Source organism: Thermococcus sp. GR5 (assembly GCF_012027535.1).
Classification (GTDB): Archaea; Methanobacteriota_B; Thermococci; order Thermococcales; family Thermococcaceae; genus Thermococcus; species Thermococcus onnurineus.
The window spans coordinates 14,660-35,292 of record NZ_SNUN01000010.1 but is presented as its reverse complement, the minus strand read 5'-3'; the positions used below and the strand labels follow the sequence as shown (position 1 = coordinate 35,292).

Sequence of the window (20,633 nt, the reverse complement as noted above, 5' to 3'; positions counted from 1 at the left end):
ACCCTCACCTCCTCACTATCTTGAGCTTGGCGTCCGCCCCAAGCTCCTGGGCGACTTTTAAGAGGAGCTTCCTATCGTCCTCGGGCAACCTTTCCACTGGTATCAGTATAAGGTCGCCTATAGACAGGTCTATCTCGTTTCCCTTTGCCCCGAGGCTCTCCTTGATTATCTCGACGCTTTTCTCATTCAGCGTGCCTATTTCCTCTAACACAGCCATGTCGCCGGCGAAATGTGCCATCGCCTTCGAGACGTAAGGTGGATTAACGTACACCAGCTTTAACAAGTGCCAGGTGCTTCTTTTCGTAGGCATCCTTCAACCTCCAGTACTCGTTTTCGAGGAACCTTATCGCGAACTTCACACGGGAATCCTTCTCCCTCAGGAAGTATCCGATGACCAGCTCGTGGAGCCTCTCCCTCGGGTTCTCGCTCTCCTGAGCCTTTTCCACGAGGGCCATGAAGTCCTCGAGAACCTTCTCCCTGTCGAAGTACCCCACGACGCGCCTCAGGGATTCTCTGAGCGTCAGGTAAATCCTCTCCTCGATGGGTCTCTCTGGAAGAACGAACTCAATCTCGTCTGCATAGTAGTACTCGCCCTTCATCTTCTTCTCCTTCAGGCCGAGGAGTTGAGCTAAACCGTAGAGTATTTCCTCAGGGCTTGGCGGGCATCCTGGAATGTACATGTCGGGCTTTTTCCCGTACTCCGCCAAAAGGACCTCTATTCCACCCGTCCTGAGCCTGTCGCTTCCCCTCTCAGGGTTCGGGTTGTAGATTGGGTAACCGTTGTAGAATATACCACCACTGGACGCGCAGGTGCCTATGGCCACAACTATCCTCGGCTTCGGCGGCATCGCCTCGTAGGCTGCTTTGACAGCGTAGTAAGTCTGCCTCGTGAGTGGGCCTGAAACGAGGAGGGCATCGGCATGTCTTGGACTCGGCACGAGCTTTATTCCAAGCCTCTCGGCGTCGTAATAGGGCGTGAGCACGTCGAGTATCTCTATGTCGCAGCCGTTGCAGCTCCCACTGTCAACGTGGAAGACCCAAACGGACTTCAACCCGCTCATCTCCTCTCACCCATCACCTTTGAGCCTCTCGGATAGAGGGAAAGGAGAAGGCTATCCGCATAGGGCCCTTGAACCGCCAAGGTCTTGGCGCTCTCCTCCATCCTGCACTCCCTGCAGAGAAAAGCCCTCTCGGCTATGCCGTGCTGGTCAATGACTTCCTCCGGCAGAATCTGGAACATCTTCCCTATCTGCCTCTCGGTGAACTCCTCGTACCGCCCACAGCGCGGGCATCTGTAGAGCTTGTGGTCAACGACCTCGATGAGGTCCTCCTTGTTCGGCGTCGCTATCTCGAACCTCGTTGTGCCCTGCATCGCGCCGGTTGGACAAACCTCGACGCAGCGGTGGCACCTTATGCAGCGCGCGGCGTTGAAGACTATCCTCTTCCTCCCGTTCTCGAAGTCCCACTCTATCGTGAGCGCGTCCGGTGGACAGGCCCTAACACAGGCTCCACAACCAATGCAGAGGTGAGGATCTATGCGAGGTATGCCCCTATATTCCGGCGGCTTCTCAATCTCGATGAAAGGATAGGAGGTGGTAACAGGAGCTTTCTTAACCTCCTCCTCGGGCCGTCTCCAGAACTTGAGCCTGTCGGTGAAAGAAATCGCCTGGGCCATCAGGCCACCCCCTTGCCCTTCTGTATTGAGAGCATGTTGAACTGCTGCTCGTTCAGGGTCTGGGCCTTTCCGGTCTCAACGTCCACTATCTGAACCCTCTCCGTACAGGAGTAGCACGGATCTATGCTCGCTATGATGAGCGGGGCATCGGCAACGCTGTAGCCCTTGAGCATCTCCGGAACGGCGGGCAGGTTGTTGTAAGTCGGCGCCCTGACCTTCCAGCGGTAGACCTTGTTCTTCTTGTCAGTCATGACGTAGTGGATGACTTCGCCCCTTGGAGCTTCACTGTAGCCTAGGGCCTCTTCATACTCCGGAAGCTCCCCTATCGGCACGAAGACGTCTCCTCCCGGCATCTGGTCAATGGCCTGCTCTATTATCCAGATGCTCTCGAGCACCTCGTCCATCCTGATGAGGAACCTTGCCAAGACGTCGCCCTCCTTGTAGACTGGAACCTTGAAGTCCAAATCCTTGTATGCTGCGAACGGCTGATCCCTTCTAATGTCAATGTTCCTCCCACTGGCCCTTCCGTTCGGACCAAGGACTGAGTAAACCTTGGCCACCTTGTACGGCAGAATTCCAACCCCCTCGGCCCTCTTGACGAAGGTTGCCGTACCGGTCGCTATTTCGATGAACTCTTCGACCTGCCTCCTGAGCTCCTTGATCTTCTCCATTATCATCTCCTTGCGGTAGTCGAGGAAGTCCCTCCTAACTCCTCCGACGATGTTGATTCCGTAGGTCTTCCTGTTTCCTGTGAGCCTCTCTGCGAGCCACATAACAGGCTCTCTGACGCGCCAAGCGTGCATGAATCCCGTGTCAAAGCCCGTCAGGTGAGCCGCAACACCGGCCCAGAGCATGTGGGAGTGAATCCTTTCTATCTCCAGCATTATCGTCCTTATGTACATGGCCCTCTCGGGGATTTCAACGCCGGCTATGTTTTCAACCGCCTGGGCGTAGCTCGTCGAGTGCTGGAAGCCACAGATTCCACATATTCTCTCGGCTATGAAGAGCACCTGATTGTAGGTCAGTCTTCCCTCTCCTATCTTCTCGATTCCCCTGTGGGAGTAGAAGCCGCGGTAGTCAACGTCAACCACCGTTTCCCCCTTGACGAATATCCTGAAGTGGGCCGGCTCGTCGAGCGCCAGGTGGTACGGACCAATCGGAACCGTCATTGTGTCGGGCGGCCCGGGCTTGTAGTAGCACTTTGGCGTATCCATCGGCGAGGCCTTGTAGTCATGGTCCTTCCTGAGCGGGTAAACACCCTCCGGCCAGTCCTCCGGCAGGACGAGCCTCCTCAGGTCGGGATGGCCTTTGGGGTTGAAGCCAAGCAGATCATAGACTTCCCTCTCCGCCCAAAGGGCTGCTGGAAGCTTCGCGGCTATGGAGGGGAACTCCGGGTTGTCCTCGTCGAGGTAGGCCTTCAGAATAACCCAGTAGTTCCTCTCCCCGTTTCCGGGCTCAACGGCAACGTTTATTACCGGAGCGTAGGTGAACTTTCCGGCGATGTTCCTCTCATCGGTTCCTGTTCCCATCGAGAAGTGGGTTTCTTTCAGCTCGGGATGGTTGTGCCAGTGGAGGACCATCTCCGGAAGTGCCTCCCTATCAACGACGAACAGGTACTGGTTCCTCGTCAGCTTCTTGCACTCGAAGATTACCCTCCTAAACTTCTCCACGAATTCCTTTAGATGACCATCCTCAAGGACGTCCTCAACTTCAGCCGATCTGCATCCACCCGCACACACGCTGCACTCCATAATTCACCACCCCACCAGCGCTATTATCAGGACAGCAAGGGACATCAGGAAGACCTTCTTGTTAAGGGAAACCGCCTGGTCGATCCTCAGGCGGGCGTTTGCAGCCTCAACGGCTACGGCAAGCGAATAAAGCAGAAACGTAACGACCAGCTGGGCGACGAGCAGTGCCATTGAGCTTGTTATACCGAGAGACCTCATGGCGGGAATCACAATCATAGACGCCAGCAGCCAGAGCAGGACAACCCTCTTGACGAGCAGGGCGTACTTGAAGACTCCGAGGAGCCTTCCGCTGTACTCGGTGAGCGGGCCCCCGATTACTTCGGTTTCTGCCTCAGCTATGTCAAATGGAACGAATCCGCCCTCAACGTAGACCGTGTAAGCCAGCAAGATGTAAGCTAGGGCAACGGAAAGCGAGAGGTTAGCACTGAAGGGCATCTCAGCGACGTTGAGCGTTCCAAGCTTGAATGCCAGGACACCGAAGACGACGGCCAGCACTGGCTCAATCGAGAGTATCAGCATGACCTCTCTGTGTCCGCCTATGTGCGAGAACGCGTTCTGGACGGAGAAAGCAGCAAGTATCATCACTACGCTGACCATAGCCATGACGTAGAAGAACACTATGAGGCTCTTTCCAAAAGCCAACACCGGCTCGCTTCCAAAGGGAAGCATTAGGCCGCCGGCAATGGCAGATGCCAGGGCTATGTACGGGGCCAGCCTGAAGATTGGGCCCTCAGTTGGAAGCACTGACGGCAGCTTGAGAAGCTTTTCGAGGTCGTAGAACGTCTGCATTATAGGCGGTCCTCTCCTGTACTGAATCCTCGCCTTTATCCTTCTCCCTATTCCGTCAAGGAACGGTGGAAGGAGGAAGAGGACGATTGGAGCGGCGATAATGCTTACGTAGTCCATCACCATCACCTCACAACACAAGAAGTGCGAGTATTATCACCGTGGTCAGCATTGAAGCCAGGAAGAGCTCGTTCATGGACACCGAGATGCCCGCTGCCAGCACGGCGATGTTTTTGACTAGATCCATCATCGGCGCGAAGAATGCCTCGTCCAGGTACCTGACGGTGCGGTGGCGAAGCTCGTCAAGGGTGAAGGAGCGCTTCTTCTCCCTGCCGGTGTAGACGAGGCCCCTGGCGAGAACGAGGTAGACGGACATCAGAGCAGAGAGAAGGACTCTTCCGACCTTGCCAGCGGCGCTTCCAAGCTTGTAGAGGCCCTCCATCTCGGTAAAGTACTGCCTGTAATAGTCCCTGGCCTTCGCTCCATACCTCTCCTCCGGCAGGAAAAGCGCTCCAGTGTTCCAAGGTTTGACATCGAAGGTCTTTGGCCTGAGGACGAAGTACGAAGCAACTGCAACGAATGAAACCACAAGGAGAAGGGCTATCGGCGAGAAGTAATCAAAGCCTGTGGATATTGAGCTCATGGTAACGGCAACGCTTCCCTTCACTGAAATCGTCAAGAGTGGATAAGCGATGACAGGGAACACTCCAATGACGAGCGAGATTAAAGCCAGGATTCCCTCACCAAGGAGCATGCTCGATGGCACTTCAATAGCATTTTCAGTCCACTTGTTTGGCTCGCCTCCAAAGGCAGAGGTGTAGAGCTTGAGCGAATATGCCAAGGTTACGGCGCTCATAAACACCGCCATTACGGAGCCAAAGACGAAGAGGCCGATTCCAGAGTAGTAGCCGGCCTGGTAAATCATCCACTTAGAGAGGAAACCGCTGAAGAGGGGCACTCCAGCGAGGGAGAGCGCACCTATGACGGTGAAGAGCGACGAGTACGGCATTGCCCTCCTCAGACCGCCCAGCTCGTTGAGGTCAGCGGTTCCGGCGGAGTACTCGAAGTTGCCCGAGATGAGAAAGAGCAGCCCCTTGAAGAGGGTGTGATTGAAGGAGTGGAAGACTCCGGCGAGGAAGGCCAGGTAAGCCAGGCTCTCCATGCCCATCGTCAGGAAGACCATACCCATGCCCACCGCGAACCAGATGTAGCCCATTTGTCCAACGCTTGAGTACGCGAGGAGTCTCTTCGCGTGGGTCTCTCTGAGGGCATAGAGGGTTCCGAAGGTCATGGTAAGTATGCCGACGATAACGAGAACGTAACCAATGCCTTCACTGCATGGCAGGGCGTTGCAGAGGAGCCTTATCAGACCGTAAACCGCCATCTTCTCCATGACGCCGGCCATCAGCGAGGCTATATTGCTGGGAGCGGCTTCGTAGGCATCGGGCACCCAGAACTGGAAGGGCACGCTTCCAGATTTTGCAAGGAACGTCACGAGGAACATCGCGTAGAGCAGCTTGAGCTGGACTGGAGAAAGGGAAGATGCAACCTCCTTAAGCGTGGCGTAATCAACGCTGAAGCTTCCAGTGGCGGAGTAGATTATGCCGAGGGCCACGAAGAGGGGCACCGTGTTGGCGAGCTGCATCGTGAGGAGGTATTTAATTCCAGCGTCCTGCTCCCTCCAGCTCACGAAGATGAAGGAAGCTAGGGTCATCAGCTCCCAGAAGAAGACGAACCAGAGCAGGTTTGACGTCAGAGCCACGAATACAATCGACAGCACGAACGTGCCGTAGAGGATGGTGTACGCCAGTGGTCTTCCAGTATCTCTGTGGACTTCCATATAAGAGATGGAGTACACTGAGACCACGAGGCTGAGCAGGGCGATGATGAACAGGAACGGGAGGGAGAGGCTGTCTATGATTAGGGGAATGCCCAAAAAGCTCTCCTGAACGGGAAGCCCCCTGGACAGGGCGTGGGCAGCTATGCCCAGAAGGGATAGGGATGCTATGGCTGAGAGGACGCTTGAAATCTTAATGCTCCGCTTAAAGTCTCCAATCAGGCCGGAAATCGCTGAGAGTGAGTAGAGCGCGATTGGAATTTCCATCATCCCACATCACCCCATGAACCCTATCTGAGTCACGAGCTTCACGCTTAGGAACGGCGCAACGATGGACAGGACTATCAGGACTACGAGGACAAAGCGCATCAGCGGGGAAACTTCTGCACTCTCCTGGAGGGGCTCGCTGAATACCATCCTCTTAATCCATCCGAGAGATACCGCAAGGAAAACCGTGGCATCGGCCAACACTAGGAAGAGCGGAATCCAGCCAACCCAGCTGGTTATTGAAGACGCGTTCATGAAGAGATACGCCTTGCTGAAGAACAGGCCGAGCGGAGGAACTCCAGCCAGGCCGAGAAGGGCTAAGAACCAGCTTGCACCAACGACCGGAACGAGCTTTCCGAGGCCCTTAATCTTCTCCATGTCGAGCGTTCCAAAAGCGTAACTGAAGGTTCCCGCGGTGAGGAAGGCAAGACCCTTGACGAAAGCGTGGTTAGCCAGCTGGAACATGGCCGCCTGGAGACCATAGACAGAGCCAAGCACGGCATAGAGCACGCCAACGTACATCACTCCTGCCTCTGCTATGGTTGAATAAGCAAGGAGTCTCTTGGCGTCCTTCTGGAGCGGGTAGTAGAGGATTGCTATGAGTAAAGTTAGCGATACGAAGACGAGCATAACGTAGAAAGCTGTCTCCGGAATCGGTTGCATGAACTGGGTGACCCTGGCGAGCAGGTAAACGCCCATTTCAACCATTGCAGCACCGTGGAGAAAAGCGGAAGCAGGTGTCGGCGCCGCCATTGCATCCGGAAGCCATGAATAGAGCGGGAACTGGGCGCTCTTGGTAAAGGCCGCAACCATTACGCCAAGGAACACGAGAAGCTTGAGCTCATCATTCAGGTTCTGGAGCGCATAGATGCTCAAATCATGGAGCTTGAGGATGCCAATGCCAACGGTGGTGTAGAGGCCCACCATGGCACCGAAGTTCGGCACAAGCAGGGCCTTGTATGCGGCTCTCTCGGCTTTTGGGCCCTTATAATACCCAACGACACCCCAGCAGGCGAGTCCCATTATCTCGAAGAATATGAGCAGCTGAAGCGTCGTGGAGGAGTATATGAATGCCAGCGTAGCTCCAACGAAGATGACCATCCAAGCATAGAACCTGCCCTTATCAGAGTAGACGGGGTGCTGCTTGTTTCTCTCGCTCATGTAGTCCACCGCGTAGAGAAGGAACAGCACGCCAGCCAAGCTCACGACAAAACCGACCAAAACGCTCATTGGGTCGATTATAACGCCGTAGACCTCACCGAGGGAAGAAGTTTCGAGGTAAACGATATGATGAGCGCCACCGACTTTCAGGTATTCGAGGACTCCCACAAGATTAGCCAGGAAGGAAGACACAACGGCGATGAGCATGAATACATCGGCCTTTCTACCGTCTAATTTGAACAGGAGTGGACCGAGGAGCAGGGGGATCAAAAAAGATATAATGAAGGGAGAGGCGTTCATCCTGGCACCTCCTTTCATCTGATGAGGTAGGCCTCGAGGACGTTGGTCCTGTCGCCGATGTCCTTAAGCTCGGCGACTATCTTTCCTTCTCTGGCCCAGAGGACATCGTTTATGTCGCCGTACTTGAGGGCCTCAGTTGGGCACGCTGAGACACAGGCAGGAAGCTTTCCTTCGGCTCTCCTGTGGGCACAGAGGTCGCACTTGTCCATTATCTTGTTGTACTCGTCTATCTTTGGAATGCCGAATGGACAGGCCAGACCGCACATGAGACAGCCGATACACTTGAGGGGATCGAGAACGACTGCGCCATCATCGTCCTTGGAGAGCGCGTTAACTGGACACACTTCCATACATGGAGCCTTTTCACAGTGGCGGCAGTTGAAGGCGACGCTGGTCAAGTCAGGGAACTCAAAAACCCTAATCCTCGCTTCCCCGTGCTCCATTTCACAGGCGACTTCACAGGCCTTACAGGCAATGCAGCGCTTAAAATCGATAAATATCTTTTTGCTCATTTAAATCACCCCTCAACCTTGGAGATCCTACACGCGGCCGTCTTCAACTCCGGCATCTTGGCGTATTCGTCGAGGACGTCCGTGGTCAGGTAGTTGAAGTCCCAGTGCCACGGCGCGGCAACGACGCCCTCCCTGATGTGCGGTGTAACCTTGGCCCTGAGAACCAGCGCTGCCCTCCTGGTCTCGACTCTCACGAGGTCGCCGTCCTTTATGCCGAGCCTCTTCGCGTCGTTCTCGTTGATCTCAATGTACTCCTCTGGCCACCTCTTGCTCAGGCTCTTGCTCCTGTGGCTCATGGTTCCGGTGTGGAAGTGGCCAACGAACCTGTAGTTGGTGAGCCAGAACGGGTACTCCTCATCGGGGACTTCTCCAGGCTCTTTATACTCCACAGGAATAAGCTGGGCCTTTCCGTTTGGCGTGAGGAAGCCCTGGACAAAGAGCCTCGGAACCTCAGTGTTCTCGTCTGGGCAGGGTATCATACAGCCTTTGAGGTTCTTCTTGAGCCTCTCGGGTGTCGCGCCAGCAAGGGGCGGAATGATTCTGTTTATTTCTCTCAGGATGTCGTCTGCATCAGAGTAGTTGAAGTACTCTCCAAAGCCGAGCTCCTTAGCGAGCATAACAAGGATTTCCCAGTCAGGCTTGGCCTCTCCCGGTGCGTCAGCAGCCTTAAAGCTCCTCTGAACCCTTCTCTCGAAGCTTATGGCGGTTCCGTCCTTCTCAAACCATGCAGCCGCTGGAAGGACTATGTCGGCGTATTTCGCGGTCTCAGTAAGGAAGATATCCTGGACGACGAGGAACTCGATGTTCTTAAAGGCCTCCTCAGCCTTCTTGAGGTTCGGAAGGGCCTTGGCAGGGTTGGTTCCCATGACGTAGAGGGCCTTGAGCTTGCCCTCAAGGATTGCATCAATCATTTCAACGTAAGTGATTCCAGGCTTCTCTGGGATCTTGAAGCCCCATGCCTCCTCAATTCTCCTCTTGTGCTCCTCGGCGTGGAGCGGGAATCTTCCTGGCAGTTCGTGTGGTCCAATACCCATTAGACCAGCGCCCATACCGTTGTGGGCACCGGGTATAGCTCCAGACATGACGCCCTCCTTTCCGAAGTAGCCGCAGAGAACCATCATCTCAGTGATAGCCATAACAGTCCTCGTTCCGTTGGCGTGCTGGTTCACACCCTCGTTCGTCAGCAGGGCGGCGGTTCCGGCCGTTGCAAAGGTGATTGCGGCCTTCCTTATGAGTTCGGCAGGAACGCCGCTGACCTTCTCAGCCCATTCTGGAGTGTACTTTTCGACGGTCTTGGCGAGCTCCTCAAGGCCCTCCGCGCGCTCCGCCACGAAGTCCTTATCGTAGAGCTCCTCGGTGATTATGACGTTGAGCATAGCCAACGCAATGGCAAGGTCGGTTCCGGGATATGGCTGCAGGTGTATGTCTGCGTACTTGGCAGTCTTCGTTTTTCTTGGGTCAACGACAATGAGGGTGGCGTTGTTGTCGAGAATTGCCTTCTCAATGTACTGGCCGAAGAAGACCGGATTAGTTGCGGCTGGATTGTATCCCCAAAGGACGATAACTTTGGCCTTAAGAATGTCCTCGAAGGGGTTCGTCAGACCGGGGTGTCCAAGAACCATCCCCTTACCTGCAACAGCCGTTGACTGACACATCCTACACACATATTCAATGTTGTTGGTTCCCAAAGCCCTTGCCAGCTTCTGAAGAACGTAGTTCTCCTCTATGGAGCACCTTTCACTTCCGAGAAAAGCAAGAGCCTCCGAACCATACTTCTCCTTGATTTCACTGAGCTTCTGTGCGATTTCCTTAATAGCCTCTTCCCAGCTTATTTCCTTGAACTTGCCTTCACCCCTCTCGCCAACCCTCTTAAGGGGCTTTTTAAGCCTGTCTGGATGCCTGAGATGCTGGAAGGCTGCGACACCCTTTGGACAGAGCTTGCCGTGGTTCCTGATGTCGTGGTCGTAGTCGAACTCGATCTTCTTTGGGTAGCCATTGACGTTTACTATGTAAAATCTACAACCAACGGAACACCACGGACACACCACTGATATGCGCTTTTCTGCCATACCCATCACCAACCCGTGATGACTGACTAGTCAGTTTATTCAGATGGTGTGAGTAATGAACCATTTAAATAATTTTCTCTAACATTATGTTGTACACATAATTGATTTTCCAGTGTAAATTTATGATCATTTAGTAATATGGTGACTAAAAGTGTTGATTTTTTAGTCTATAGAAATCATAGTATTCAGATCAGCATGATAATGCTAAAATTCGTAACAATTCACATATGCATGACAACAATTTGAATACCAATTACTAGATGGACACGAAAAGGCACCAAAGTTAAACGAATATCTAATCAAGCGATATATTGTATTTACTTTCGTTCGCACTTCCATTGGGATGCATAAAATAGTTCAATAACAAGCGAAATATCTAAAAAATTATTCATAAAAAGTGCTAGTTTTTCAAGCTTTTCTCTATAAGCTGGATGAGTTCCGAAACATAATCAACATCAGGGGTACACGAATACTCAGCAAAAACAAGTCTCGAAAATAAGGCTCCATAAAACGCCTTAAAAACAACCATGGCAGTTTTTTCATCCACGTTTGCGAGCTGTGATATCTTCTTGGCACCTTTGGAAATCGCCTCTGTGCAGAATTTCCTGTGAATTTCCTCAACCTCTCTTATCTTACCCTTAACAGCTAGTGTGTAGAAAAACAGGGATCTCAGAACAGGATCGCAGTAATATACGATGTACGCCTTTGCAATACTGTGCAGAAAATCAGCGAGGTTCTCATGCTCTTTTTCAAGCTCCTCTCGTATTGCTGAGTACGGCAGAGACTGGAGAGCAACGATTTTTATCAATTCCTCTTTACTCTTAAAGTAGTTGTAGAAAGTGCCCTTAGCAACTCTAGCTTTCTCAACGATTTCATCAACAGTGGTCTTATCGTAGCCCTTCTCGGCAAAGAGTTCTTCTGCAGCTTTCAATATCCGTTCCTTAGTGTCCATCCCCAGCACTCCCCGTATAGTACTGACTGCGAGGTCATTGGCGTTATATAAAAAAGTTACGGCAATTTAAATAATTCAATTCACTCAATAGAATAATCATACATTCCTAAAAGGATATCAAATCCGCTATTCCTTGGGATTTTTGATTTGTGAGTGTCATCAGGCCTTAAGTTAGAACTAGAATTCGCAGTTAGAGAATCCTCCCTTTAGTTGAGGTTATATGAAATTCTTTTTTATGCAACATTTAAAAAGTCCCAGACAAACCTAGAAACAGGTGAGAAAAATGTGTCTGGCAGTTCCAGCTAAGGTTCTTGAGATCAACGGAAACGTTGCGATTGTTGATTTCGGGGGCGTAAAGAGGGAAGCTCGCCTTGATTTGCTTCCTGATGTTAAGGTTGGCGATTACGTGATCGTGCATACAGGCTTTGCAATAGAGAAGCTGGACGAGGAGCGCGCTAAAGAGATACTCGAAGCATGGGACGAGGTGTTCAGAATAACCCGGGGCGAGGAACTCCCACGGGGGTATTGAGATGCTCGAGAAGTTCAGGGATCGAAGACTGGCCCAGAAAATCGTTAAAAAAATCCACGAAGAGGCAAATGGTCTCGAAGAGGTCCGTTTCATGCACGTCTGCGGAACCCACGAGGACACTGTAACGAGAAGCGGAATCCGGTCACTACTTCCAGAGAATGTCAAAATCGTCAGTGGCCCCGGCTGTCCCGTCTGCATAACGCCAGTCGAAGACATAGTCAAGATGCAAGAGATAATGCGCCAAGCTCATGAAGAAGGCGAGAGAATAATTCTCACGACATTTGGGGACATGTACAAGATACCAACCCCAAGAGGAAGCTTCGCCGACCTAAAGAGCGAAGGCTATGACGTTAGGATAGTATATTCTATCTATGATGCATACAAACTTGCCAAGGAAAATCCCGACAAAACAGTGGTTCACTTTAGTCCAGGTTTTGAAACCACCACTGCACCGGCCGCTGGGATGCTCAATTCTGTTGTTGAGGAAGGGCTTGAGAACTTCAAAATATATTCCGTTCACCGCCTAACGCCCCCCGCAGTTGAAACTCTAGTGAAGCAGGGCACAAAGTTCCACGGATTAATAGATCCCGGCCACGTCTCAACGATAATTGGGGTCAAGGGATGGGAATATATAACCACCGAGTATGGCATCCCGCAGGTTATAGCTGGTTTCGAACCAGTGGATATGTTACTTGCGATTCTGCTGCTCCTTAAGATGGTCAAAGCTGGTGAAGCAAGAATCATCAACGAGTACACCCGGGCTGTCAGATACGAGGGCAATGTTACAGCCCAGCGGCTTGTGGACAAGTTCTTTGAGGTTAAAGACGCCAGATGGCGTGCTCTAGGTGTGATGCCCAAGAGCGGACTCGAACTCAAGAAGGAGTGGAAAGAGTTGGAGATAAGGACATACTATGATCCAGAAGTCCCGAAGCTTCCCGACCTTGAAAAGGGTTGTCTTTGCGGTGCCATTCTGCGTGGATTGGCACTCCCTCCACAGTGTCCACACTTTGGGAAGACCTGCACTCCAAGACAGCCGATAGGGCCATGCATGGTGTCTTATGAGGGGACATGCAGCATCTTTTACAAATATGGGGCTTTGTTCTGACACCAAAGGTTCAAAACTCCTTCCAAGTTTTTAACTTTTGGTTTCAGAAACCTATAAAGACTGTAAAAACAAAGAAGAAAGCGGTGAGAGGAATGAAGGCTTACAGACTTCACGTTCAGGGCATCGTTCAAGCGGTTGGATTCCGACCGTTCGTTTACAGGATAGCTCATGAGCATGGTTTAAGGGGCTACGTCAAAAATCTCGGCGATGCAGGTGTTGAGATCGTCGTTGAGGGTCCTGAGAAGGATATAGGTGCGTTTCTGCTAGATCTGAGAGAGAAGCTCCCCCCTTTAGCTAAGATCGAGAAGATTAAAAAGAGGGAGATTCCGATTCAGGGCTTTGACCGCTTCTACATCGAGAAGAGCTCCCAAGGGGGAAGCGGAGGAGACTCGATAATCCCGCCAGACATAGCCATATGTGAGGATTGTCTAAGGGAGCTCTTCGACCCAACCAACAAGCGCTATATGTACCCATTCATCGTCTGCACTAACTGCGGCCCGAGGTTCACAATTATTGAGGATTTACCCTATGATCGCGTGAACACAACAATGAGAGAGTTCCCGATGTGTGACTTCTGCGAGAGCGAGTACAAAGATCCCGTGAACAGGCGCTACCACGCCGAGCCCGTCTGCTGCCCGGTCTGCGGGCCGAGCTACCGGTTATATACCAACGACGGTGAGGAGCTCATAGGCGACCCGCTGAAAAAGGCCGCGGAGCTGATAGATAATGGCTACATCGTGGCCATCAAGGGGATCGGCGGAATACATTTAGCCTGCGATGCGACGAGGGAAGATGTGGTTGCCGAGCTAAGGAAGAGAATCCACAGGCCACAGAAGCCCTTCGCAATAATGGCGAAGGACGTGGAAACTATAGAGGAGTTCGCCTTCATATCCCCAGAAGAGCTGGAGGAACTGAAGAGTTACAGAAGACCCATCATGACGCTCCGCAAGAAGGAGCCCTTCCCGCTTCCGGAAAACCTCGCTCCCGGCTTGCACACCATCGGTGTGATGCTCCCCTACGCCGGCACCCACTACATCCTCTTCCACTACTCCAAGACTCCTGTTTACGTCATGACCTCCGCCAACTATCCGGGCATGCCAATGGTCAAGGACAACGAGAGGGCCTTTGAGGAGCTGAAGGACGTTGCCGACTACTTCCTCCTCCACAACAGGAAGATACTCAACAGGGCCGACGACAGCGTTGTCAGGTTCGTCAACGGGAGGAGGGCGGTTATAAGGCGCTCCCGCGGCTTCGTCCCGCTTCCAATAGAGATTCCCTTCGACTACAGAGGATTGGCGGTCGGTGCAGAGCTCATGAACGCCTTCGGAGTGGCCAAAAATGGTAAGATTTATCCGAGTCAGTACATAGGAAATACGTCGAAAGTGGAAGTCCTTGAGTTCATGCGCGAGGCGGTGGAGCACTTCAAGAGGATTCTCAGGGTTAGGGACTTCGATTTAATCGTGGCCGATCTCCATCCAGGCTACAACACCACCAAGCTCGCCATGGAAATGGCCAACGAACTCGGCGTCGAGTTCCTGCAGGTCCAGCACCACTACGCCCACATAGCCTCGATCATGGCGGAGCACAACCTTGACGAAATAGTCGGCATAGCGGTCGATGGAGTCGGATACGGAACGGACGGGCACACGTGGGGCGGCGAGGTGATCTACCTCTCCTACGAGGATGTTGAAAGGCTGGCGCACATAGATTACTATCCACTTCCCGGCGGTGATTTGGCGAGCTACTATCCACTGAGGGCTCTGATGGGAATTTTAAGCAAGGTATACGGCATAGAGGAGCTGGAAGAGGTAATAGAGAAGTGCTGTCCAAAGGCCATCGAAAGCCTCCGCTACGGAAAGGTTGAATTCAACGTCCTCCTCACCCAGCTGGCGAAAGAGGTAAACACGAGTTACGCATCATCTACGGGCAGGGTGCTCGATGCCTTCTCCGTTCTGCTCAATGTAGCCTACAGAAGGCACTACGAAGGCGAGCCGGCAATGAAGCTTGAAAGCTTCGCCATTCGCGGCAAGAACGACCTCGGCTTCAGCGTTCCTGTGGGGGGCGAGCTCATAAAGGTGGAGGAGCTCTTCCAGCAGGCGCTTGAGATCAATGCCTCTCCTGCGGACGTGGCCTATTCAGTCCACCTGGCCCTTGGAAGGGCATTCGCAGAGATAGCAGTGGATAAAGCCAAAGAGTTTGGGGTTAAGAACGTCGGAATCAGCGGCGGTGTTGCGTTCAACGAACTTATCGTGAAGACGGTGAGGAAGATAGTGGAGGCCAATGGTCTGAGATTCTACTCGACCTACGAGGTGCCGAGGGGCGACAACGGAATAAACGTCGGTCAAGCCTTCCTCGGTGGACTTTACCTGGAGGGATATCTAACGAAGGAAGACCTGATGCTGTGAAAAAGTTAAAGGTGTTCACCATCAAGATGAATATGGAGGGGTAAGCATGAAAATCAAGCTCGAACACGGAGCCGGTGGAGAAATAATGGAGGAGCTCCTGAGAGACGTCATACTGAAGAACCTCAGCCTGAAATCTGCGGGTGGAATTGGCTTGGATGCCCTCGACGACGGGGCCACAATACCCTTCGGGGATAAACACATCGTTTTTACCATCGACGGCCACACCGTGAAGCCCCTCTTCTTTCCGGGGGGAGACATAGGGCGACTGGCAGTTAGTGGAACGGTGAACGATTTGGCCGTTATGGGCGCAAAGCCCCTCGCGCTGGCGAACTCGATGATAATTGGAGAGGGCTTCGACGGGGAAGACCTGAAAAAAATCCTCTGCTCGATGGACAAAACCGCTAGTGAAGTGCCCGTTCCAATAGTCACAGGCGACACGAAGGTCGTTGAGGATGAGATAGGCATGTTCGTCATAACGGCAGGTATAGGAATCGCAGAGAGGCCTATAAGCGACGCCGGGGCGAAGGTCGGCGACGTCGTCCTCATCAGCGGGACGATAGGCGACCACGGAATAGCACTGATGAGCCATCGCGAAGGGATAAGCTTCGAGACCGAGCTTAAGAGTGACGTGGCCCCAATCTGGGAGGTCGTTGAGGCCGTTGCAAAAACCATTGGCTGGGAAAACATCCACGCCATGAAGGACCCTACGAGGGGTGGTTTAAGCAACGCCCTCAACGAGATGGCCAGGAAGGCAAACGTTGGGATACTGATAAGGGAAGCCGACGTGCCGATAAGGCCCGAAGTCAGAGCTGCAAGTGAGATGCTCGGCATAAGCCCCTTCGATGTAGCAAATGAGGGCAAGGTCGTCATGATAGTTCCAAAAGAGCACGCCGAAGAAGCCCTAGAGGCTATGAGGAAAACGGAGAAAGGAAAGAACGCGGCGATAATCGGTGAGGTTATAGAGGACTACCGTGGAAAGGTCTTAGTTGAGACAGGCATAGGTGGAAAGAGATTCCTTGAGCCACCTGCGGGAGACCCTGTTCCGAGGGTCTGCTGATTTTCCCATTTTTGTCCTTAACCATCGGTTTGGGAAAGCTATAAATCATTCCTTCTCAAGCTCTCAATTGGTGAGAGCATGATAATTGCGAAGCCATGCGTAACCATGAAGGGAATAGTGATAAGCGGCTATTCTTGGGATAGAAAGGTCGAGGTGGATCTAACGAGAACCGCGCAGTGCCTGAAGGAAAAAGGTTACGTCATCAAAAAGATTCTCCCCGGGATGATGCTGATCCTTGAGATGGAAGGCTATGAGGTCAGCGTCTATCCAAGCGGTAAGATAATCATCAAGCTCCTTGAGGACTCGAAAAAGGGTGAGGAGATGGCTAGAATCATATACGACTGCGCCGGAATATTGGAGGTGGTTTCATGAGGATTCCGGAGGATGTTAGGAAGGACATACCTCTTACAAATGAGGTGATTTACTTCGACAACACCGCCACTTCACTCACGCCGAAGCCAGTTGTTGAGGCCATGGACGAGTACTACCTGAAGTACCGCGCCAACGTTCACAGAGGCGTTCACAGGCTCTCCCAGATGGCGACTCACAAGTATGAGGAGTCCAGAAAGATCGTTGCGGACTTCATTGGAGCTAAGTTCGAAGAAATAGTCTTCACAAAGAACACGAGCGAGAGCCTTAATTTAGTTGCCCTTGGCCTAGAGCACATATTCAAGAGGGGCGACAAAATCGTGACTACCCCCTACGAGCACCACTCCGATCTGCTCCCCTGGCAGCGTCTGGCCAAGAAACTCGGCCTTAAGCTGGAGTTCATAGAAGGTGACGACGAAGGCAACCTTGATTTAAGCGATGCGGAAAAGAAGATAAAGGGAGCAAAGCTTGTCGCTGTTCAGCACGTCTCGAACGCGCTGGGAGTGATCCATGAGGTGGAAGAGCTTGGAAAGATTGCCAAGGATGAAGGCTCGATATTTGTGGTCGACGCCGCCCAGAGCGCCGGCCATATGGAGGTTAACGTTAAGAAGCTCCACGCGGACTTTTTGGCTTTCTCCGGCCACAAGGGACCCATGGGACCGACTGGAATAGGCGTGCTCTACATCAGGGAAGAGTTCTTTGATACATTCGAACCGCCCCTCATAGGCGGTGGGACTATTGAGGACGTTAGTCTAGACGGCTATAAGCTCACAGAGCCGCCAGAGCGCTTCGAGGCCGGAACGCCGAACATAGGTGGTGCGATAGGCCTCGCAGCAGGAATCCGCTACATCGAGAGGATTGGGCTGGGCAGAATCGAGAGACAGGAGCACAAGCTTGTTAAGAGAACCACCGAAGGCCTCGACGAGCTCGAGGTCCCGTGGTATGGACCGAGGAACCTGAAGAAGCATGCAGGAGTCGTAAGCTTCAATGTGCCTGGACTTCACCCCCACGACGTCGCTGCTATACTCGACGACCACAACATAATGGTCCGCTCCGGCCACCACTGTGCTTTGCCGGTGATGAAAAAGCTTGGAATAAACGGGACGGTGAGGGCTTCATTCCATGTCTACAACAGCCTCGAAGAGGTCGAAACTTTCCTCGGAGTCATGGAGGAGCTGGTAAAAGGTCTGAAGACTTAATGCCCTTTCCCTATGTTTATTGTTCTATGCCTAAGAGACCTATCTAAATAACCCTCACCATACGTTCCATCCAGGGGCTTACACGAACCCTGATGTAACCCCTGAGCTTCTCATCGACCTCTTTATCACCGGTATATACCCTAATGGTACCTTTTTCAATCTTTGAAGGCGTCGCAACGACGATTATGTTCTCCTTTGGAATGCGCCTCAGGACTTCTGGAGAAAACTGCTGATTGCCCCTGCCAAAGAGGAATCCGAGACCTCCGATCACAGTGACAACTATCCTGGGATTTCTGTCAGCAAACTCCAGAAGGTCTTTCTCGGTGGCATCTTTAACTAAAAGCTCAGCCTCTCCGTCCTTCACCTGGACTACGTCGACACCAAGAAGGGTTCCCTCTATACCGAGCTTCTCCTTTATCCTCTTTACCGTCGAGCCAGCACCGAGGAAGTAAATCCCATCGCTTTCAAGGATTTCCTCGGCCAATGCCTCGGCTATAGCTTCAAGCTCTTCCTCCTCGTCGAGTGGGGTCGCTTCCTTGCTCCCCTGGACAAGGGTCTCGACGTAGGGGACGAGGGCCCTTCCATAGAGCCTTGCTTTAACCTCATCGTGGCGATAAGCGTTTTCGTCTATGTCATTAACTTCCCTCTCCACGAGCTTTGCCCGCCCCCTGAGCCACTCTACGAGAACCCTGGCGGCATCCTCCGGGGAGGTTGCAAAAACTCCCGAGTACATCTTGACGCCGGTAGGAATTCCTAGAATCGGAACCTTCTCATCGACGGCCGAGTGAACGTCCCTTGCCGTTCCATCTCCGCCAGCGAAGATTATGAGCTCAGCCTTCCCGAGCATGCGCCTGGCGAGCTCTCGCGTGTCTTCCGAACTTGTATCCGGTATCTTAACTCCAAGGATTTCACGAGAGCTTATTTCCCTGTGTTGTATCACCTCGAAGGGGAAGTTGAACTCCCTAAAAACATCCTCACCGAGACCATTTGGCCCGGTCAGGAACTCTATCGAGCGGGCTTCTTCATAGTGGGAAAGCTCTCTCAGAAAAAGCCTGACCAGATCAGAAGCTACCGGTCTCGCACCGCGCTTAATCGCTTCCTCAACGACTCCGTCGGTGCCCTTTAGGGCAACCCTGCCTCCCATGCCCGCTATGGGGTTAATGATCAGTCCAACTTTCATAGACTCACCTCATGTACTTCCTGGCAAAGACTGTAAGGAATACTGCCCACATGAACATTCCGAACAGCGCCTCGACAGACGCTATAATCCTGCCCACTCCCACTGGATGGTAGTCGCCATAGCCAAGAGTGGTGGCGGTCACAACGCTGAAGTACTCATAGTCAAGGAACCCCATGTTACCTGAAACGCCTTCCACGCTCTGGGTTAAGAAGAAGAGGAGTGGGAAGAAGACGTTAACGGCCGCGAGCCATATCAGTATCGGCCTTTTCCAGTCCATTCCGTACTTGCATGTCAAATCGGCGAAGAGCCATTCAAAGGTCGCCTCCAGCTTCAGCAGAACCTTCTTAATTCCCCTCACCCTCGCTGTGAGGCGAGATTGCCTTCTGGAAACCATTTCTTTGTAATAGTACTCATCGGCACGCTCTAGATCACCGTTCCGTTCCCAGCTAGTTCTTGCTATCCTGTAGAATATCTCCGCCATCCTTGGGTTGCTGAAGCGGCAGTCCTCAACGACGACGAAGCCCTGAACGCTTAGCTCGAGGGGAAGGTGGGGCAGAACAGTCACGTTCCAGGTGGCATCGCCGTAGAAGCCAACCCTTCTGAAAATGAAGTTACCCATCACGGTGACGTGAACGAACTCGGGGGACTTTATCCTGCCGCCAAGAATTTCAGCGTGACCAAAGACGTTGAGGTTTTCAAGGACGAGCTGGCCGTGGAAGTGTCTCACGCTCAGCCTGACCTGCCTCTTAAAGCGCGCGGATTGGTCAAACCTGACGTTCCTGAAGGCGAGTACCGTTGCCTTCACACTCCTCTCCGACGAGCCAGAGGGCGTTATGCCATGCTCCTCGAGGATACGCCTCATAAGTGGATACCTGACGTTCACACCTATTCTGCGAACGTTATCCAGATTGCTAAGCTCTATCCTGCCCGTTGCCGTCTTTCTCTCACCGTATTCCTCCTCACTCTTCTCAGCCTTTCCAACGTACTCTGTCGAATTAATCATTAGATACCTGACACTCGAGTTCCTGACATACATCGAGTTCGAGAACTTTACGCGGAGGATGTTGAGGCCAAAGACATTGGAACTATGGACAAGGAGCGTTCCGACCTTACTCTCAAAGACGACTATTCTACCTGCGTAGGAGTTGTAGAAAGTAATTCCCGGAACTGTGACATCGTCAAATAGGATTGTCTTAATCCGCGAGTTTTTGAAGACTATCGGTTTTTCAGCCCGGAAATTACTTATTTTAGCTTCATACAGGTAGACACTCTCAAAGTATGTCTGACCCTCCTTCAACCTCTTGAGAAAGGCTTCCTCTTTGATGCGCTTTATATCCTCCCCGAACAGGCGTTCGCCCTCGTCGTAGGAGATATGGAGGGCGCAGTACTTAGAGCCTTCAAGGGATTTCAACCTGCACTTTTTACCGTTTTCGTAGGTATACTCGCACATGGCTCTCCCAAATAAACTCATCTGGCAAT

Annotated in this window: 18 protein-coding genes; 6 read left to right on the top strand and 12 right to left on the bottom strand. The window is 52.4% G+C overall.

The genetic code is table 11. From position 1 onward, the window contains the following. Positions 1-4 precede the first annotated feature (4 nt). The 10 genes from E3E33_RS09840 to E3E33_RS09795 form a co-directional block, all read right to left on the bottom strand. Positions 5-271, bottom strand: coding sequence for a hypothetical protein (locus E3E33_RS09840; RefSeq protein ID WP_167712009.1), 267 nt, complete (start codon positions 269-271; stop codon positions 5-7). After that, positions 261-1,061 (bottom strand): NADH-quinone oxidoreductase subunit B family protein, encoded by an 801-nt coding sequence (locus E3E33_RS09835; protein WP_167712010.1) that lies wholly within the window; start codon positions 1,059-1,061, stop codon positions 261-263. Before E3E33_RS09835 ends, E3E33_RS09840 begins: the two co-directional genes overlap by 11 nt. Next, positions 1,058-1,675 carry an NADH-quinone oxidoreductase subunit I gene (locus E3E33_RS09830; RefSeq protein WP_167712011.1) on the bottom strand — a complete coding sequence of 206 codons (618 nt, stop codon included), beginning with the start codon at positions 1,673-1,675 and terminating at the stop codon, positions 1,058-1,060. Before E3E33_RS09830 ends, E3E33_RS09835 begins: the two co-directional genes overlap by 4 nt. Then, positions 1,675-3,426, bottom strand: coding sequence for an NADH-quinone oxidoreductase subunit C (locus E3E33_RS09825; protein WP_167712012.1), 1,752 nt, complete (start codon positions 3,424-3,426; stop codon positions 1,675-1,677). The genes E3E33_RS09830 and E3E33_RS09825 overlap by 1 nt, the downstream gene beginning before the upstream one ends. A 3-nt stretch (positions 3,427-3,429) precedes the next feature. Further along, positions 3,430-4,332, bottom strand: coding sequence for a respiratory chain complex I subunit 1 family protein (locus E3E33_RS09820; RefSeq protein ID WP_167712013.1), 903 nt, complete (start codon positions 4,330-4,332; stop codon positions 3,430-3,432). A 10-nt stretch (positions 4,333-4,342) separates the two neighbouring features. Beyond that, positions 4,343-6,319: a complex I subunit 5 family protein gene (locus tag E3E33_RS09815; protein WP_167712014.1), complete on the bottom strand. Its 1,977-nt coding sequence runs from the start codon at positions 6,317-6,319 to the stop codon at positions 4,343-4,345. 6 nt (positions 6,320-6,325) lie between these two features. Next, the gene (locus E3E33_RS09810; RefSeq protein WP_167712015.1) at positions 6,326-7,777 is read right to left on the bottom strand and encodes a hydrogenase 4 subunit D; all 1,452 of its coding nucleotides are present in this window, start codon (positions 7,775-7,777) and stop codon (positions 6,326-6,328) included. A gap of 14 nt (positions 7,778-7,791) precedes the next feature. Further along, on the bottom strand, positions 7,792-8,289 hold the full coding sequence (locus E3E33_RS09805; protein WP_012571238.1) for a 4Fe-4S dicluster domain-containing protein: 498 nt from the start codon (positions 8,287-8,289) through the stop codon (positions 7,792-7,794). Between the two features lie 5 nt (positions 8,290-8,294). Further along, positions 8,295-10,364 (bottom strand): formate dehydrogenase subunit alpha, encoded by a 2,070-nt coding sequence (gene fdhF, locus E3E33_RS09800; protein WP_012571239.1) that lies wholly within the window; start codon positions 10,362-10,364, stop codon positions 8,295-8,297. A gap of 394 nt (positions 10,365-10,758) precedes the next feature. Then, the gene (locus E3E33_RS09795) at positions 10,759-11,310 is read right to left on the bottom strand and encodes a TetR/AcrR family transcriptional regulator (RefSeq protein ID WP_012571240.1); all 552 of its coding nucleotides are present in this window, start codon (positions 11,308-11,310) and stop codon (positions 10,759-10,761) included. A 283-nt stretch (positions 11,311-11,593) separates the two neighbouring features. Here E3E33_RS09795 and E3E33_RS09790 point away from each other — a divergent pair, with 283 nt between their 5' ends. From E3E33_RS09790 to E3E33_RS09765, 6 genes are all read left to right on the top strand, one after another. Continuing rightward, a complete protein-coding gene (locus E3E33_RS09790) occupies positions 11,594-11,839 on the top strand; it encodes a HypC/HybG/HupF family hydrogenase formation chaperone (protein ID WP_012571241.1) in 246 nt (81 codons plus the stop codon). A gap of 1 nt (position 11,840) precedes the next feature. Continuing rightward, positions 11,841-12,944 (top strand): hydrogenase formation protein HypD, encoded by a 1,104-nt coding sequence (gene hypD, locus E3E33_RS09785; protein WP_167712017.1) that lies wholly within the window; start codon positions 11,841-11,843, stop codon positions 12,942-12,944. A 92-nt stretch (positions 12,945-13,036) separates the two neighbouring features. Then, the gene (hypF, locus tag E3E33_RS09780; RefSeq protein ID WP_167712018.1) at positions 13,037-15,349 is read left to right on the top strand and encodes a carbamoyltransferase HypF; all 2,313 of its coding nucleotides are present in this window, start codon (positions 13,037-13,039) and stop codon (positions 15,347-15,349) included. 46 nt (positions 15,350-15,395) lie between these two features. Further along, positions 15,396-16,406: a hydrogenase expression/formation protein HypE gene (gene hypE / locus E3E33_RS09775; protein WP_167712019.1), complete on the top strand. Its 1,011-nt coding sequence runs from the start codon at positions 15,396-15,398 to the stop codon at positions 16,404-16,406. Positions 16,407-16,484: 78 nt separating this feature from the next. Next, positions 16,485-16,778, top strand: coding sequence for a hypothetical protein (locus tag E3E33_RS09770; RefSeq protein ID WP_012571246.1), 294 nt, complete (start codon positions 16,485-16,487; stop codon positions 16,776-16,778). Then, positions 16,775-17,974: a cysteine desulfurase gene (locus E3E33_RS09765; protein WP_167712020.1), complete on the top strand. Its 1,200-nt coding sequence runs from the start codon at positions 16,775-16,777 to the stop codon at positions 17,972-17,974. The genes E3E33_RS09770 and E3E33_RS09765 overlap by 4 nt, the downstream gene beginning before the upstream one ends. Before the next feature lie 43 nt (positions 17,975-18,017). On the opposite strand, the gene E3E33_RS09760 is transcribed toward E3E33_RS09765, so the two are convergent. Together E3E33_RS09760 and E3E33_RS09755 are read right to left on the bottom strand one after the other, a co-directional pair. Next, positions 18,018-19,154, bottom strand: a complete 1,137-nt coding sequence (locus E3E33_RS09760; RefSeq protein WP_167712021.1) for an ATP-NAD kinase family protein — start codon at positions 19,152-19,154, stop codon at positions 18,018-18,020. Between the two features lie 4 nt (positions 19,155-19,158). After that, positions 19,159-20,604, bottom strand: coding sequence for a potassium channel family protein (locus tag E3E33_RS09755; RefSeq protein ID WP_167712022.1), 1,446 nt, complete (start codon positions 20,602-20,604; stop codon positions 19,159-19,161). Between the last annotated feature and the right edge of the window lie 29 nt (positions 20,605-20,633).

What these genes read in the sequence shown, in the direction of transcription:
- E3E33_RS09835 (WP_167712010.1), bottom strand. Translation starts at nt 1,061, where the DNA reads ATGAGCGGGTTGAAGTCCGTTTGGGTCTTCCACGTTGACAGTGGGAGC.
- E3E33_RS09830 (WP_167712011.1), bottom strand. Translation starts at nt 1,675, where the DNA reads ATGGCCCAGGCGATTTCTTTCACCGACAGGCTCAAGTTCTGGAGACGG.
- E3E33_RS09825 (WP_167712012.1), bottom strand. Translation starts at nt 3,426, where the DNA reads ATGGAGTGCAGCGTGTGTGCGGGTGGATGCAGATCGGCTGAAGTTGAG.
- E3E33_RS09820 (WP_167712013.1), bottom strand. Translation starts at nt 4,332, where the DNA reads ATGGACTACGTAAGCATTATCGCCGCTCCAATCGTCCTCTTCCTCCTT.
- E3E33_RS09815 (WP_167712014.1), bottom strand. Translation starts at nt 6,319, where the DNA reads ATGATGGAAATTCCAATCGCGCTCTACTCACTCTCAGCGATTTCCGGC.
- E3E33_RS09810 (WP_167712015.1), bottom strand. Translation starts at nt 7,777, where the DNA reads ATGAACGCCTCTCCCTTCATTATATCTTTTTTGATCCCCCTGCTCCTC.
- E3E33_RS09805 (WP_012571238.1), bottom strand. Translation starts at nt 8,289, where the DNA reads ATGAGCAAAAAGATATTTATCGATTTTAAGCGCTGCATTGCCTGTAAG.
- fdhF (WP_012571239.1), bottom strand. Translation starts at nt 10,364, where the DNA reads ATGGGTATGGCAGAAAAGCGCATATCAGTGGTGTGTCCGTGGTGTTCC.
- E3E33_RS09795 (WP_012571240.1), bottom strand. Translation starts at nt 11,310, where the DNA reads ATGGACACTAAGGAACGGATATTGAAAGCTGCAGAAGAACTCTTTGCC.
- E3E33_RS09790 (WP_012571241.1), top strand. Translation starts at nt 11,594, where the DNA reads ATGTGTCTGGCAGTTCCAGCTAAGGTTCTTGAGATCAACGGAAACGTT.
- hypD (WP_167712017.1), top strand. Translation starts at nt 11,841, where the DNA reads ATGCTCGAGAAGTTCAGGGATCGAAGACTGGCCCAGAAAATCGTTAAA.
- hypF (WP_167712018.1), top strand. Translation starts at nt 13,037, where the DNA reads ATGAAGGCTTACAGACTTCACGTTCAGGGCATCGTTCAAGCGGTTGGA.
- hypE (WP_167712019.1), top strand. Translation starts at nt 15,396, where the DNA reads ATGAAAATCAAGCTCGAACACGGAGCCGGTGGAGAAATAATGGAGGAG.
- E3E33_RS09770 (WP_012571246.1), top strand. Translation starts at nt 16,485, where the DNA reads ATGATAATTGCGAAGCCATGCGTAACCATGAAGGGAATAGTGATAAGC.
- E3E33_RS09765 (WP_167712020.1), top strand. Translation starts at nt 16,775, where the DNA reads ATGAGGATTCCGGAGGATGTTAGGAAGGACATACCTCTTACAAATGAG.
- E3E33_RS09760 (WP_167712021.1), bottom strand. Translation starts at nt 19,154, where the DNA reads ATGAAAGTTGGACTGATCATTAACCCCATAGCGGGCATGGGAGGCAGG.
- E3E33_RS09755 (WP_167712022.1), bottom strand. Translation starts at nt 20,604, where the DNA reads ATGTGCGAGTATACCTACGAAAACGGTAAAAAGTGCAGGTTGAAATCC.